The organism is Anaerocolumna aminovalerica (assembly GCF_900115365.1).
Classification (GTDB): domain Bacteria; phylum Bacillota; class Clostridia; order Lachnospirales; family Lachnospiraceae; genus Anaerocolumna; species Anaerocolumna aminovalerica.
This window is the reverse complement of record NZ_FOWD01000001.1, coordinates 187,686-204,967: the sequence shown is the minus strand read 5'-3', so window position 1 is coordinate 204,967 and position 17,282 is coordinate 187,686. Positions and strand designations below refer to the sequence as shown.

The window sequence follows — 17,282 nt, the reverse complement described above, 5'->3', positions numbered from 1 at the left end:
CTCTGAAAAATCCTTGCAGAAATTAAAACGTGTTTACAGCCTTAGATATATGGGCTATACAAGGTATTTTAGTAAGGTATTAATGAGAGATTAGTAATTACATATGGTATATCCGCAATATTCCAGAACAAGCTCACAAAATAATGCATTGGCCCATGAAAACCATTCTCTTGTATATTCCTTTGGGTTATCGGGATTAAAACTCTCATGCATGAATCCGGTATCTCCATCCGTTTCCACCATTTTTTTAAGAATAATTAACTTTTTGTTCTTATCCTTTGTTGTAAGCCCCTCCATTGCAAGTGAAATATGCCATATGTAACCTACCGGTGTATGACTGCTTCCAATTCCGGCAGCTTTACTACCCTTATAATAATAGGGATTTGCTTCACTTAAGATAAGCTTTCTGGTATTCTCTGCAACTTCTTTTCTTTCCGGTTGATATCCTAAGTACTCCATAGAAAGAAGGTTTGGTACATTGGCATCATCCATAAGATTAAATTGTCCAAAACCATCTACTTCATAAGCATAAACATCTCCGTACCCTTCTTTTGCTGTAATTCCAAAGGTCTCGACACCTGTTTTGATTTCTCTTCTTAATTCTGCTGCTTCCTGCATTAAAACAGTATCCTTATAAATCACCTCTGCAATTTCTTCTATATAACCAAGAATCACTACAGCAAACATATTCGATGGAATTAGATAGCCATATGTGCAGGCATCGTCACTTGGCCGGAATCCGGACCAGGTCAAACCGATACCCGGTTTAACCAAAGCCCCTTTCCCTCCCCTTGACAGAGTATCCATAAAGAATGTATTCTTCCGCATAAAACTATACTCCGATTTTTCTTCGTGATCTTGTTCTATACGAAACACCTGTATGATTTTTTCAAGTGCTTTCTTTATATTAAAATCAAAAAACTCCGTCCGGTTTGTTACTTTCCAGAATAAATACATCAATTGAACCGGATAACATAAAGAGTCAATTTCATATTTACGTTCCCATACCCAGTCATTTCTTAAGGTTTCATCCTGTTCCCAGCAGGCACCGTTGGCCTCCCGGTTAAATGCATTGGCATAAGGGTCAATATGTATACAAGCAACCTGCCTCTTTATCAATCCCTCTATTATATCAGCCATTTCCTCATTACCTGCAGCCGGAATAAGATATGGACGCATTTGGGCAGTTGAATCCCTAAGCCACATTGCCGGTATATCTCCGGTTATTACGTATGTTGTTCCATCTTCAAGTCTTTCCGCCGTTTTCTGTATAGTATTACGATAGCATTTATCAAATACCTGGGCTATTTCCCGGTGACCGCTTAACTTATCTTTAACCTCCCGGATAAGGGCTTCCAGGGATTCATCTACTGACTGCTTCATAATTAGCTTTACTCCTTACTTGTTTATTCCATATACTTCTACTTCATAAATTCTTGCGGCAGTATCACCACCCTGTGTAGGTTTTACTACAACCAAACGTACATATCTGCCATCAACAGCCTTAAATGTATCCAGTGTCATGCCTTCTTTATTCTTTGTTATATTTACAATCTCCGTAAATTCATTGCCGTCAGTACTTACTTCAAATTTGTATTTCTGTGTATTCATATCCGGACTTTCATTTCCTTTTTCAGCATGGGCAATTGCTATCTGACTGATAGTTTTTACCTCTCCCAGATCAATAGTAAGGGTATGAGGCGGATTTCCGGTAGCACACCATTTCTTAGAATAATCTCCATCTACAGCAAAGGTAGGCGCTTCATTTTCATTTACATAAGCAGAGGCTTCTGTATTCTGATTTAATGCCAGGTTCACAAGACCATCTTTTGCCTTATTACTTACAGTTATGAAACCTTCTATTTCCTTTTTATCTTCACCTTTGGCATTTTTAGCAGTCAATGACACTTTATATGTACCTTCCTTCTGGTAGATAACGGTAGGAGAAGCCTCTTCACTTGTTGTTACATCAGCTCCTTCAAACTCCCATAAAAGACCTTCTGTATTCTGGGTACTTATACTTTCAAAGGTTACAGAACCGCCCTCAGGAATCAATGTTATAGATGCTTTAAAGTCTGCTCTAGGTATACTGTTATCTTTCCATTCTATTGAAATTGTAGCACCTTTACCCCGAACCCCTTCATAATTCACTGCAACCACTTCAAATGTAGTAGTTAAGGATTCTCCGCTTCTTTCAAGACGGTCAATATAGCTGCAAGGATTCGTTGTAACTGATAATAAAGATTTACTGTTATCTTGGTTTATTCTGTATATTTCATAGTTCTTAATATTTTCTGTACCCGATGGCTCATAGGATAGACGAACACCGGCGTACATATTTTCTTCGTCAAAAACACATCCCTCTACCTTGGCAGATGTTACATCTGTAATTTCTAAGGCTCCATTTAAAATTGACAGGTTTCCTAAGAAAAGCTCATAACCGGAAGCTTTCTCCTTTGCTGCAATTGATAAAGAAATATTACGTACTGTTTTTCCTGCTAATTTAGAAACATCAAATCCTACTACTGTCCAGTCCGTGGATACTGCTTTATCCCCTTTCACAACTTTAGTTGACCCATCATCCATCGTTAATACCAGATTAGCTATGGTTTTATGGGAAGCCTTTAATGCCGTGGAAACTGTCATGGACTTTTCAATAGCTAAATCCGATGCAAATAATTTAATTTCTGTCTTTTTATTAGCATCCATATTACCATAGAAGCGGAAGGAATTTCCCCCATAGTATGCATTTGCATAGTCTGTATAAACCTTTAGATCATTATTGCCTTCAGAATCCATGATCCAGCGGTATGTGGGCATTACATCAGCCATACTCCGGTTATTCCAGTCACGGTTTGAAACCTTTTCGCCATCAATAAAGAAGCTGTATCCATTACCCATACTAAAATTAGTTACAAAAGGTGCTTTTTTAACAACACTGCGCTCAACTACATATGTAGAAATACCTTTCCATGTACTTCCGCTTACCTTAGTATCAATAGCAGGATTTCCATGTTCGTTAACCCATAAACGACTTTCGTTTTTGTCATAAGCATCTATGGTTTCTGCCGCAAAATATGACCAACTTGGACAATACAGTCCCAGTGATGTATATGTGACAGATGGAGAGCCATTCTCAAAATTCTTCCACTCCACAGGTGTCATAACACCGTTTGCCTGAATATCAACCCCAGCATATAGTTCATAAGGATCAATACCAAGCTGTTCTGCTCTTTCTCTGGAATTTTTAAGTTCATCCCTTCCCCACCAGAAATTTAAGAACATACTATCTGCAACTTTATTCTTCGCAGAATCAATCATAAAGATGTCATTTTCCTGAGTCAATGCATTCTGCCAGTTCATTTCTCCGTTCTTTGTCATAGAATCATACCATACAATCTGGAAGCCTTCCGGTGCCTTTTCCTTGCATTGCTTTATGAACTCCTGCATCAGTACTGCATGATCCTTAGTTAAGGAGTCCTGTGTTTCCTGATTTATAAACCATCCGTCAAATCCGTATTTATCTGCAACTTCAATTAGTTTATCAGCCATTGGGAAATTACCGGCGGCATCTTTTTTAAGAAAATCATTTAACCATTCTATTTTACCACCATGTTCAAGCATTGGGAAAAATATTGTGCCAAGAACCGGAACACCGTTTTTATGAGCTGCATCCGTTACATCAGGACTTGGTGGTACAATAATCCCTTCTCCGGCAGATCCTCCCCAATAAACCAACGTGTCTATGTATTGCCAGTGAGAAAATGTATTGGCTGAAAACTTGCTTTTTCCATGTGGTGCATTTCCACTTGTACTGCTGTTCATTACCTTTGTATCTTTATTCTGAGTGCTATTAATTGTACTCAACTTATCTTTTTCAACACGTTCCTGTAAGGGTACTGTGCTTACATTGTAGGCAAAATCAGTATCTTCTTCCGAATTCCACGTCAGAAGTTCTGCCGGAAACCAAAATGAAGATATAGGTGAATTTGGTAATTCAATTTCTTGATTTGCTTCTTCTGTAAGGGTATAACTGATTTTGTCACTCACCACACTTTTACTGTCATCTTTGGCTTTACATCCTGACATGCCCAGGACTAATGTACAAGCCAACACAACAGCAACTGCTCTTGTTTTTGCTTTTAAAATTTTTTTCATTTTAAATCCCCCTTTGTTATTGTAATTTTAGTGTAACAAAAGCCCATTGATCCCGATAGTGAAAAAATCTTAGATATACTGTAAAAAAAATATTTTTAGATACTATATATCAAATATCACCCATTAATTTACACAAGTAGAAATCGAAATAATTGAGGTGGGAGTAGTAGGACACTCTTCTTGCTATAAAAGAAAAGAATAGAGTTGTAGAATGGCAAAAATACAGTCATTGGAGAGAACAAAAACTTAAAAATAATAAAGATATCTTTGGAAGCTTACTTCAAAGTCAAACATAATAAACCAATATGTGGTATAATAAATTATATTTACAATGGTATTTTATCATATAGTATAAATAACCTGGGGAGGTATTGCTGTGACCAAAGAGTTAGGTTTCAATATGGGGGTACTAAAAATATTGGCTATTTTTCTTATTATATATCTTGTTACACGCCTTTTATTTAAGTATTTAATTAAATCAAATAAGATAAAATCAAGCAAAATATCAAGAATATTTTATACAGATGACGAAAAATTCATTATAAATTGGGAAAAGAATAGAAAAAAAGGTAAACTAATGTATATATTATACAACCTTATAATTACTAGTATCATCATTTTCGTAACTTCTATAATATATTTAGTAGTCACTGGTAGTGGCTTTAATAAACTAACGATATCTTTTTTACCTGCATTCTGTGGGACATTAATAGGTAATATAATTGGCTTACCTTCTCGATGGGATATGAATGAAGAAAAATATTATAATTTACTGAATAATAAATAGTACATTTTGTCTTGATTAAGGTATGACTTTAATTGGCAGTTTTTATATATGACGAATTAAATGTTATTAATAACTTTATTAAAAGCTTATCCAAAAAACAATTTAATGATGAAAGCCTATATCTTAAATTACTATGCAAAGTAAGATATAGGCTTTCATCATTAAGATTGTTTTTTCGGTTCCATCTAATATTTTTTAGCAACTAGTAATGTAGTATTCCCTTCTCTCCATTTCATTTCCACATTCTGAAACCCGGCTTTTAAAAGCAAATCAATTTGATTAGAAATTGTACATGGAGTATCATAATGATAGAACTCCCCATCCTTAATGCCATATTCTTTACGAAGTCTCTTATTTTCACTAAAATAAAAGTCTTCATCCTCCTGCTTTTCCAACATATAATCGCATTCTATGTATTGGCCATCCTCTTTTAAGGCAGCCAGAATCTTTGAATACAGTTTAATTTTATCATCATGTGAAAAATGATGCATTGTTTGAAAAGAAACGGCTGCATCATATAGAGAAGTTCCGAAATCATAATCAAAATAGCTTTCATTTATCAGCACCATATTTTTATCCGGATGTTTTCGTTTTAATTGATCAAGCATTGCTTTGGTCAGGTCGATACCAGTAACATTAACAAAAGGAAATCTTTTAAATATCTCATCAATCTCTAATCCGGTACCGCAGCCTAAATCTAATAATTGAACCATATCCGGGGGCAGCAATTCAGCCATCTTAATATAACCGTCTTTACACCCTTCTACATTATTCAGCATATGATCATCATATCCGTCCACACGGGCAGTAAAAAAGTCACTCATTTTCTCAATCTTCATATTTTCCCATTCACCTATTTCTCATCCTATTAGTAATCTTTATCTTATAATCCATTTTTACTTTAACATATCATATACCTTCATATTTTATCTAATACACCCACAATTTAGTTCTTAATATTTATTTTCATTAATATTTGATTGTTGTACTATTTTCAAATGTCTCTAATATTTCTTGGGTTCTAAGTCCATATACCCCGCTGGTGTCATAATTATCCTTCCCCAATAAAGTATTCACCACTCTTTTTATTAGGGGCAGCTGGACATGCTCCGGTTGTGGAAATTCGATTTCATATGATTTATCTTCTTTTATTACAGATAAATTATCATATGACATAATGGATAACTTTATTGAGCCTTTACTTCCAATTATGGTTAATTCATCCCGTTTTTCATTTCCGTTAAAAGAAAGCTGTATACTTCCTTGAATATTGTTTTTAAACTGGATTATACCGGAAGTAACATCATTTACATTTAATGCTTTACTTTGATTGCAGGATATTCCTGTTGCCTGCTTAACCTCCCCAAACAAATAAATCATAGTATCAATCATATGAGAGCCTATATCATATAATAATCCCCCGCCTGCCACCTCTTTACTTAGAAGCCATGAGCGGTTAGGATCTGTTTTTGGAATACCGGAAGTATAGAAATATTGAAAAGATCTTACTTCACCAATATCCTTGGATTCTATTAGCTCTTTTACTTTATTAAATCTATCTTGTCCTCTTCTATAATAAGCCACAAACAACGGTACATTATTATCCTTACAAACTTGAATCATTTCTTCACATTCCGCTACTGTCATAGCCATTGGCTTTTCAACATAAACTGCCTTACCATATTTTGCAGCTTCCAGGGTATAAAAATGATGCATATTAGGAGGGGTTGCAATATATACAGCATCAATATCTTTATCTTTTAATAACTCTAAATAGTCCGTTGTATATTTGGGCACATTATGCCTCTTGGCATAATCTATTAATTTTTCCTCATTACGTCTCATAACTGTTAATAGATTTGCCCCTTCAATCTTTTGAAAAGCAGGACCGCTCTTTACCTCAGTTACATTTCCGCAACCTATAATTCCAAAATTAACTTCTTTCATCAGTAATCTCCTTAAATATGTACTTATTTAAATATTAAATACGGTATACAAAAATTATATACTATTATATGTATTATATTATAGAATCTTAATTCAGCAGTTATGTATCCTTTACAACCTAGTCTATCATAAATTTAACCAAAATGTAAGAGAAATAACCTAATGTTTGTTGCAAAAAACAACTGTCATTCTGAAAGCTTTTAGCCGAAGAATCCTGCCTTCACAATTAAGATTCTGTTTCTAAAAGTTTTATAATGACAGCTTTGTAATGTTTCTTTTACATTATAACTTTATCTATTTCAAATTGAGAATTAACAATCAACCATAGGTCATTGAAAAAATTCATAACATTCCAAACAGCTATACCACCTAATCCGGTTTTTGCAACTTCTTGAACATAGGCATTTATAGTACGTGCATCTTTAAATTGTACAAAGAATTCTTCATTACCTTGTATAAATATAAAATAAGCAGATTCTGTTGACACATCATATTCAATTGGTACATTATTTTCCCGGGCTAATTCTACAGCTGCAGTATTAGATATGGCATTACCTCTGCTAATGCATTCCAGAAAAGGAAGCTCCCATATATACCCAATTGTAGATAAACCTATTTGTAACTTTTCAGGTGGTATTAGTGTAATAGCAATATCAATAAACTGCTGAACTGTGTTAAAAGTTATAGTGCTAAGAGGGATTCCAATAGAAAACCCCAATTCGTAAGGCAAAAGAATAGTAAAGTCTACATAATCACTTATGTTTGCATATTGAAGTTCAGAGTATGCAATACCTGTTAATAGTTCAAATGTACTAGCACCATATGTATTGAACACCTGATATCCTTGCTCTCTGATAACACTAACAAAATTTACCATAAATTCTATATATAATTGCCGATCCTCCGGAAAAATATATACTATATCAAAATTCACCCCATAATATCCTTTTGTATTTAAAAAGTGTAAAACATCATTAACATAACGACTTTGAACCTCTTTATTAGTAAGTATTCTATGTGTAATATCATTTTCCCTATTTTCACTTTCTGGAAATGTTATTAACATAATAGGTGCTACCCCGTATTCTTTAGCTGTCCGAATAACCTCAGTATCGTTTATATTAATTAAATTACCCTCTGGTGTAGCAGCGTAACTGTAGATATTTAGGTAAGTTAGAAAAGGTAAGGTTTTTCTAAGAATGGAATTTTCAATAAAAGGATACGCATATCCATTAACAGCAATTTTTTTTATTTTGGGATCTGCGTACTGAATAATGATGGTCTCTCCAGGTGTTAAATATTCCCTATCTGAAAGATAAGGGTTATTTCTTAATAGATCCATTACAGTTACACCATATGCTTCTGCAATACCTGCTAACGTGTCACCTTCTTGAACGGTATAGGTTATCTCAGGATATAATATAACAATGGTATCACCAACTACTAAATTATTGGGATATATTATAGCATTTTCTATAATTAATCTTTCTACAGGAAGTCCATATAAATTTGCTATGGATTCAGCTGTTTCCCCTGGTTGAACAATATGTATCTGCATAATTACCTCTGGTTAAAGTCCTTGATTTAATATATGAGTGAATTTATTATATGATGTAAGAAAAGCTGAGTAATTCTAATTTTTATATTAGTGCATCCTATTATCCCCTTCATTAAAATAACGATCCTCTTTTAATACATAATTGCAATTCAATAAGTTACAAAAAGGTAAAAAAACTGTCATTCTAAGTATAAATTCAACTTTGTTGAATTTATTTCTTAAGAATGACAGTTTCCAATAGTTATTTTTATACTTAATTCTAACCATTATCTTTTCATCTGTTTTAATTTTAATAAAATATTTTAATTTATTACTTATTTTTTTCTCTATCTTATCACTTTTTAATTTTTATCTGTTTGGATTCCTTATCTTCTGGTGATTATTTATTTTCAATTAAAATTGGCCTCATCATATCATTATCTTCATGTTCTAGAATGTGGCAATGCCATACATAATCTCCAACATGTTCCTTAAAGTGCATAATAACTGATGTTACTTGCCCCGGTTCTGCTCTTACCACGTCTTTCGGCCCTGTTTCATAACTAAGGGGAGGAGTTAAACTGTTTAAATCAAATTTATAGTTTCCATGTTCATCAAAATCATTTGGTGTAAACACCTTTCTTCCCAATATCTCAAAATGCACCAAATGAACATGCATTGGATGAGGAAAAGCAAAATTATTTACAAAATGCCATATTTCAATGGTATCTAATTTAGGTGTTTCAGTAACCGGTGCATCCCACATTTTACCGTTCAGTAAATGCTGTGCTCTTCCATAATGATCTGTTGTTTCAACTAACTGCATTGTTCTCTCTTTGACTGCTAGCTTGGGATCCATTTTATGAACAGGCATCAGTTCTGTGGGAATCGTACTTGTGTCCGGGCAAGATAATCTTTTGCCTACTTTAAATTTCATTATATTTTCCATGCCTGGACTAGGTGGACCTTGAGCAATGTTTTCTAAGATAATCTCCTGGCCTTTATATTGTGAAAAGTCTACTATTAAATCTATCCTTTCAGCCGGTTCCAGAATAAAGGAATCAATATCAACAGGATGATGCAGTAATCCTAATTCAGTACCAATCTGATGGAATTTAGCTCCATTACTTAATTTAAGTTCATAAGCCCTTGCATTGGAGCCATTCAACATCCGAAATCTATATTTACGGGGTTCGACTTCTAGGTATGGCCAAAGTTTACCATTTACCACTACAGTATTTCCAAAGAAAACAGGAGGTATTGACGGAATGGGATTATCAACAGGCGGTGTTGCATTATCCGGATAGAATAATGATCCATCCTTATTAAATGATTTATCCTGAATCATAATTGGTATTTCGTAAGGACCTTTCGGCAGATTTAATCTTCTCTCTAAAAAATCTCTTATAAAGTAAAAGCCGACTAATCCTGCGTATACATTTAATCTGGTTATTCCTACTGCATGATCATGATACCACAAGATACCTCCAGCTTGATGATTGGTATATTCGTATACTTCCCGGGTGTATTTATGTCCTACATATTTATTATCTCTTGAAAACCATGCATCCGGATGCCCGTCACTGTCAGAAGCAACATTAGCACCGTGAAGATGCACTACTGTTCTTACATCCGGAGTATCCATAGTTCCATGAAGAGTATGGTCTACCGGAAGGATGTGTTTCGTTGGTAATTTATTTTCCCATTTTACTTTAATTGGTACATCCTTTTCAACCTCAAAGGTTGGACCAGGATAAGTTCCATTGTATCCCCAAATGTTTGTTAGCGGAAAATACCTATGAAATCTATGCTTACCTTGCCGCATTGTAATATTATAAAACAACTCCTGTTTCTTTGATGAATCATATTGGTTAACAGGCTCTGCTACATCTGGTATTGGCATTGGATCCACGAATTTGGGTATGGTAGTAGGATCCGTTGGATCAACTTTAATTTTTTCCGGTTTTTCATGCCGTCCCAGTTCTGTATATTCTCCCTGAGCTGCATATTCTTCTGATTTATTATTTTCTTCTATTTCTTTATTTTTTTCTATTTCTTTATTTTCTTCCACTTCCCTATATTCTTCTGCTTCTTCATGTTCCTCCGGCTCTTCATATTTTTCCATTTCTTCATATTCTTCCGGCTCTTTTGACCTGTGTATTATATATACAGCCATGTTTACACCTCCATCTATAATTAACGTGTATAATCTTAATAAGACTATTAATATTATATGATGCTATTATAGTTTTGTGTTATATTATGGCGTATTATAAAGCATTATGTCGAATATGTTTTTCGTATTTTTTTTATCTTGAAAAATCTTCATATACATATGGAAAATTACAATTAATCAAATTAAATATCATAATTTATCTAATAATATTCATTAAAGGCTTTACTTTACATATTTTACGGTCATAAGTGAATAATCCGTTTACCTCATCCTCCACATCAGAAAGTTGTGTATATACTGCAGCACATAATCCTTTCTTCTTAAGTTCTGCAATATCCTGTGCAAACATCTTTTGAAAATCCTTATTTAAATCTTCCTCATTCATATAGATGCGGTATCCGTAGATTTTCCAGGAATAAGAATGTTCTTTAATATAACAGGCAAAGCCACCGAATTCGGATAATACAGTGGGCCGTTTTTCACTTTTTATTTTTAGTTTATGAAAATAATTATGTATACTTTTAAAATCTCCGCATTTCTGATCATACCAACCGCTTGCATGGTCAACAAGTCTGGTTTTATCCATTTCTTTCAATCTGGCATATATTTTTTTTGCATCAAATTGTCCCCAGGCTTCGTTAAATGGAACCCAAACTACAATAGATGGAGAATTGTATAGATGGTTTACTGTATCTTCACATTCTTTCAACCATTCCTTTCGTCCTTCTTCATTTTTCCTTCCAAATAACCGGTAATGCTTATCTTTTAGCAGCTTAGCAGAACTGGGGAATAAAGTGGGAAGATAGCCAACTATTAATTCATTGTATTTTTCTCCACCATTAACCATATCCTGCCACACAAGAATACCTAAGCGGTCACAGTGGTAATACCAGCGAAGAGGTTCTATCTTAATGTGTTTACGTATCATGTTAAAGCCCAGTTCTTTTGTTTTTAGAATATCAAAAATAAGTGCTTCATCACTAGGGGCAGTATATAAGCCATCAGGCCAGTATCCCTGATCTAAAATACCATTTTGAAAATATGGCTTATGGTTAAGATAGATTCTGGGGATGCCTTCACTATCCATCTTTATCTCTATTATCCTCATTGCAAAATAGGTCTCAACCCGGTCTTCCCCTGCTGTAATAACCACATCATATAAGAAAGGATTCTCCGGGCTCCAATATTCAAAGTTGCTCATAGGAATAACTACATTTGGATATTCACTGGACTCAGATATTATTAAAGTTCCTTTGGCATAAACATCAATGTGAAACTCTATGCACTCTATCTCTCCAGAAATCATACTATCAGAATTTCTATTGGAAGAATTATCATCCTTTTTATGTAAATCTAAAGTATTGCTATTATTTATCAGTATATTTACTTCTACTGCACTTTGCAGCACCAGGGGCGTAATCTTTATTGATTCAATATATATCTTTGGAACCCATTCCATCCAAACAGTCTGCCAAATTCCACTTTGAGCAGTATAAAACATACCTCCCCGGTCTAATTTCTGTTTTCCTCTGCTGTGATAAGAGGTATCGCTATCATCAGCTACCTTTAGAATAAGAATATTTTCACCCTTTTCAATTTCCTCGGTAAGATCAATAGAAAATGGAAGATAGCCCCCCATATGTTCTTTAACCTTTTTGTTATTAAAATATACTTCACAGAATTGATCCACTGCTCCAAAATGCAAAATGCACCTTTTATTATCAGGTAACGTATCAATCGTTATCTTTCTTTTATACCACAGGAATTCTTCCGGCATTAATTGCTTATTAACTTCAGATAGCATACTTTCAGGTGAAAAGGGTACTAATATTTTACAATCGTAATGTTCAGGCATGGCAGAATCTTTAGTAATGCAATAATCCCAATAACCGTTTAAGATGGTATAATTATCTCTTTTCAGCTGGGGCCTCGGATACTCCTCCAGAACATGATCAGGATCCAAATGCTCTCCCCAAGTTGTATATAGCTTATGATGGTTCTTATTCTTATCTTTAAATTTCATAGTACGAATAGCATCTCTTAGTTTCAACGTATCACCTTCCTATTTTAACTCTTCGTTATCAGTAACACCTTACCAAACTTCCTATTATAACCCTATTCATTATATGCCTATAATATTATAGCCTCCTATTTGATAAATAATTACCAAAAAAGAGGCTATGAATGACTATTTAAATATAATAAAAAATCCGATTACTATTACACCTAGTACAATACGATACCAGCCAAAAGCTTTAAAATCGTTATTTTTAATGTATTTAAGAAGAAACTTAATTGCAATAATTGACACAACAAATGCTGAGATCATACCTGTCAGCAGTATCGCCAATTCTGTTCCTGTAAAGTTAAAACCAAACTTGAGTAATTTTAAAGCACTTGCACCAAACATTACCGGAATGGCTAAAAAGAAGGAATATTCAGCAGCTATATAACGTGAGGCTCCAAGAATAATTGCTCCAAGAATTGTTGCACCAGAACGTGAAGTACCTGGAATTAGCGCTAAAACTTGGAATAGTCCAATGTATAATGCAGTTTTGTATGACAAATCTTGAAAACTGTTAATTTGAGTCCTTTTCCCCTTGTTTCGATTCTCGATGATAATAAAAAGAACACCATATAGAATTAATGTTATCGCCACTGTTACATCATTATAAAAATGCGCATCAAACCAGTCATCAAATAGCACACCTAAAATACCTGCCGGAAGAACACCAACAATTACTTTAAACCAAATACTCATAGTATCTTTCTTTTCCTGCATCGATTTCTTAGGAGAAAAAGGATTAAGTTTGTTAAAATAAAGTATTACAACAGCCATTATAGCACCTAGCTGAATTACTACTCTCATCATTTCCATAAATTCAGCGCTAACATTTAACGTTAATAAATTCTCAAATAATATCAAATGTCCTGTACTGCTGATAGGCAGCCATTCTGTAATTCCCTCAACTATACCTAAAACTAATGCTTTAATAATTTCTATGAAATCCATTTTTATCCTCCAATATTCCTTACGTAATAATTAGAATTATATAACATTCATATAGAAAAGTACAACATAAAATTCCAAAGATGTTAATGGAAATTTATTTTTAAATGAACAATGTACCTAACTTCTTTGTTTCCATATTGATTTAATATTTAATCTTCATATTTTATTTCCAGGTCACCACAATATTTTCTTTCCATACTGTGTCTTGCCTTGCGATTCTCTACCGTATCAAAAATAATAGAGAAATCATAATCCTCTGGATATAACTCTTTAGCAGCTACATGCAATTTTACACGTTTATGGTTAATCCAAATCTTTTTATCCGGTAATTGAACCCTCAGAACACCTTTATCATTAACCCTCTCACAAACAATCCCAATTCTTTTATCAGGTAAAACCATTACACTGTCACCTAAGTTAAACTTTTCTGTGATATTTTGTTGATTCTTTTTTTCTTTTACCTTATAAATAATTGGTGCAGATTCCCGTTGTACCTCATCTTCTTTCGATAAGTCCAGAAATTCCAATTCTTCTTTACCATAAGCAGCCATACTTGCTCTTCGAAGCATTCCACCAGGCATGCCAAGACGTTTTGCTATATATAGGGCACAACTTTCACCGGCTTTTCCAATTTCAAGTTGGTATAATGGTTTTAATGTTTCCCGGTCAAAGGTCATTCGCGCATTTAGAATATTTTCTGTTTTTTCACCATAATTCTTAACTTCAGGATAATGAGTGGTGACAAGGAAAAGACAATTGGACTTTCTTAATTCCTCCAATATTGCAATTGCGATACCCATACCCTCTGTTGGATCGGTGCCAGAACCCAATTCATCCATAATAACAAGACTATCTCTACCGGCTTTCTTCAGAATATCTAACACGTTAGTAATATGAGCTGAAAAAGTTGACAAATTCTCAGAAATATTTTGTCCGTCACCAATATCACAAAGCACCTGGCTATTCAAACAAATATCCCCTTCATCACATGGAATGTGAAGTCCACATTGAGCCATCAGGCAATGTAATCCCACTGTTTTGATTGCAACTGTTTTTCCCCCTGTATTTGGCCCGGTAATAATAACTCCATTGGTATTGCCCCCAAGGTTGAAGTTTAATGGTACACAGATATCTTTATCCATTAATGGATGTTTTCCATTTACAATTTTTATGATTCTATCTGTATTAATGTGTGGAGCTTTGCCATCCAGCTCAACACTTAGCCTTCCTTTTGCAAATATATAATCCAGCTTCTCCATGATTCCGGTATTTTGTAAAAACACCTCTATCTTCTCTGCAACCATGGATGTGAGGGTATATAGAATTCTTCGTTCTTCGTTCTCTTCCTCAATCTTTAACTCCTGCAATTCCTCATTCAAACTGGCAACTGCTGTTGGTTCTATAAATAGGGTTGCTCCTGTAGATGATTTATCAATAACACTTCCATTTATTTTAAACTTACAATCTTTTTTTACCGGAAGACATATACGTCCGTTACGAATTGTAATAAATTGATCTGATAAACTGTCTTTATTAGCCTTAAGAATGGACTCTGCCTTCATACGCATCTTGTTATCCAATCTTTCAATATCACTGCGAAGATCTTTTAATAACTTACTGGCGTAATCATCTACCCTGTTATTTCTTATTTTATTATTCAATTCTTCTCTTAATTCATCTAGAGAATCTAATTCTACTTCATAATATGGCAGGCTAAGTTCAAGTACCTTACAGCGGCATAAGAAATCTTTCAATCTTCTCACTGCAGTTAAGGTTATGGCAATATATTCTAATTGTTCTGCAGCAAGGCATCCCTCCTTCTCTGCAATCACCAATAGTTCTTCAACTCCTGACAAGGATACCAGAGGAGGATTCCCTATCTTATCCAAAATGATTCTGGCTTCTGTAGTTTCTCTCTGTTTTGCCAATACATCTCTTTCTGCCATAAATGGTTCTAAATTTCTTATTTCTTCTTTTGCTTTCTCTGTATAAGCGTATTCTTCTAATTTATTTAATATCTTATGAAACTCTAAAATTTGAAATGAATGATTCATGTTTGTTCTCCTTTACAACAAAAAAACCTATAAGACCATAGCATCACAGTCCTATAGGTATTATCCTAATCATAATTGTGTATGTGCTACATCTATTACGGAATCAAAACAGGCACAAAAAACAGACCTTAAGCTACATACTTAAAAGGTACAAAAATAAAACTGTCAGCAGTTATCTGCCACACCTGTCTTGCTACATTCAGTTACTTAAATTCCATAATTTGATGCAATTAACAAACATGCACAACCTTTCATTTCAAAATATGCATCCATAATAGCATGATAAAAATCAAATGTCAATAAAAAGTTTATCTTACATCTGTTTTCTAACAATTTTATATTCATCATTAAACTGAAAATGGGGGCAGTCATGATAAGAATCACTTAAAAACCTTACCATTTCGTCTTCATCTAAACTGACATCACATATGTAACAATTGTACTCATCATCATGTACATAATTCATACAATACTCACAATTGGTTCCTTTCATAAAATATCCTCCTGTACAATTTTGGCATCATCAATAGATCAAACAACTTTTTGAGCCACTTATTTGCAAGTAAAAATGTAAGTCCCACACTTCCAAGTATTACAAGAATATCAAGATATGCCGGTCCTTCTTTAATCATAACAAAAAACCCAACATAATTTAATATATTCCGAATCCAGACATGGGTCATGTATATTGGAAGGGTACGGCTGCCAAGTTCTGAGAAAAACAGTTTGCATCTGGGGACAAGAAGCATTGTTGCTGCAGATGTAAGCAAGGCTGCTACATACCATAAACTACGAAACAGTATTCCATAAGGTGCTAAATTGCGAAGGCCCTCTGAATATGGTGTTCCTCCAAATAGGATACTATAAACTGCACTTAATTCTTTCCAGAATACTACAATACAGATGAATTCTGCTATAAGGAAAGCCAGTGCTAAAACCCTTAAAGGTTTGTTCAAGAATTCTTCTAATTTTTCTTTAGATAAATAAAATCCTATTGCGAAAAACGGAAAGAATACTAATACCCTGGATAAAGAAAATTCAAATTTAATACTATTAAAATATCCTGCAGCCAATCCAATTAGCACAGTTCCCGAAATGAAATATCTGGGTTTTATACGCTCCATTACAGGAATAAATAGGTACCAGATACATAGGGATATGAGATACCAGGGAGCAGAAGAATCATGCAATAATTCTAAAGCAAAATAACCTGAAAAAATAAACTTTATAATTGCATTTCCCATCTTAAAAATTAAGTACATTGTGAATATGGATAAAATTTTATCTATCCTAAGTCTTCCACCTGCATTCATATTTTTGGCAAGTAAGCCATTGGTAAATATAAAACAGGGCATATGAAAAATATAAATAAAATAAACCAGCTTATCAATAATCTTTATATCACATAATTTAAAACTAAAATGGCCCACAACTACAAGAGTTATTAAGATAAATTTAAGATTGTCCAAAAAATAACTCCTATTGTTTTCTATTGTATTATCACTCTTACCATCCGGATAATACCACTTCTTCATAAGATTTACCATAGAATCCTCGATTCTAGCGCTTTAGCGCCTTTGAATAACGAAGGTAATTTGTGTCCTAAGCAC

The 17,282-nt window shown here is 33.9% G+C and carries 12 protein-coding genes; 1 reads left to right on the top strand and 11 read right to left on the bottom strand.

All coding sequences use genetic code 11. The annotated features are described in order from the left end of the window. Positions 1–90: 90 nt before the first annotated feature. A complete protein-coding gene (locus tag BM183_RS00895; protein WP_091683655.1) occupies positions 91–1,383 on the bottom strand; it encodes a glycoside hydrolase family 125 protein in 1,293 nt (430 codons plus the stop codon). Between the two features lie 15 nt (positions 1,384–1,398). Then, positions 1,399–4,158: an endo-beta-N-acetylglucosaminidase gene (locus BM183_RS00890; RefSeq protein ID WP_091683653.1), complete on the bottom strand. Its 2,760-nt coding sequence runs from the start codon at positions 4,156–4,158 to the stop codon at positions 1,399–1,401. Between the two features lie 376 nt (positions 4,159–4,534). On the opposite strand from BM183_RS00890, the gene BM183_RS00885 reads away from it, so the two are divergent. Then, positions 4,535–4,945, top strand: a complete 411-nt coding sequence (locus tag BM183_RS00885; protein WP_091683651.1) for a hypothetical protein — start codon at positions 4,535–4,537, stop codon at positions 4,943–4,945. A gap of 185 nt (positions 4,946–5,130) precedes the next feature. Here BM183_RS00885 and BM183_RS00880 read toward each other — a convergent pair whose 3' ends face one another. The 9 genes from BM183_RS00880 to BM183_RS00840 form a co-directional block, all read right to left on the bottom strand. Further along, positions 5,131–5,784, bottom strand: a complete 654-nt coding sequence (locus BM183_RS00880; protein ID WP_091683649.1) for a class I SAM-dependent methyltransferase — start codon at positions 5,782–5,784, stop codon at positions 5,131–5,133. A gap of 130 nt (positions 5,785–5,914) precedes the next feature. Beyond that, the gene (locus BM183_RS00875; protein WP_091683647.1) at positions 5,915–6,892 is read right to left on the bottom strand and encodes a Gfo/Idh/MocA family protein; all 978 of its coding nucleotides are present in this window, start codon (positions 6,890–6,892) and stop codon (positions 5,915–5,917) included. A gap of 277 nt (positions 6,893–7,169) precedes the next feature. Beyond that, on the bottom strand, positions 7,170–8,450 hold the full coding sequence (locus tag BM183_RS00870) for a LysM peptidoglycan-binding domain-containing protein (protein ID WP_091683645.1): 1,281 nt from the start codon (positions 8,448–8,450) through the stop codon (positions 7,170–7,172). A gap of 379 nt (positions 8,451–8,829) precedes the next feature. Next, positions 8,830–10,605: a multicopper oxidase family protein gene (locus BM183_RS00865; protein WP_242960786.1), complete on the bottom strand. Its 1,776-nt coding sequence runs from the start codon at positions 10,603–10,605 to the stop codon at positions 8,830–8,832. A 196-nt stretch (positions 10,606–10,801) separates the two neighbouring features. Then, complete coding sequence (locus BM183_RS00860) at positions 10,802–12,655, bottom strand: glycoside hydrolase family 2 protein (protein WP_091683643.1); 1,854 nt, start codon at positions 12,653–12,655, stop codon at positions 10,802–10,804. 138 nt (positions 12,656–12,793) lie between these two features. Next, positions 12,794–13,618 carry an undecaprenyl-diphosphate phosphatase gene (locus BM183_RS00855; protein WP_091683641.1) on the bottom strand — a complete coding sequence of 275 codons (825 nt, stop codon included), beginning with the start codon at positions 13,616–13,618 and terminating at the stop codon, positions 12,794–12,796. Positions 13,619–13,767: 149 nt separating this feature from the next. Then, the gene (locus BM183_RS00850) at positions 13,768–15,672 is read right to left on the bottom strand and encodes an endonuclease MutS2 (RefSeq protein ID WP_091683639.1); all 1,905 of its coding nucleotides are present in this window, start codon (positions 15,670–15,672) and stop codon (positions 13,768–13,770) included. 313 nt (positions 15,673–15,985) lie between these two features. Continuing rightward, on the bottom strand, positions 15,986–16,165 hold the full coding sequence (locus BM183_RS00845) for a DUF6472 family protein (RefSeq protein WP_091683637.1): 180 nt from the start codon (positions 16,163–16,165) through the stop codon (positions 15,986–15,988). Further along, positions 16,146–17,219, bottom strand: coding sequence for an acyltransferase family protein (locus BM183_RS00840; protein ID WP_091683635.1), 1,074 nt, complete (start codon positions 17,217–17,219; stop codon positions 16,146–16,148). Before BM183_RS00840 ends, BM183_RS00845 begins: the two co-directional genes overlap by 20 nt. Positions 17,220–17,282: the final 63 nt, after the last annotated feature.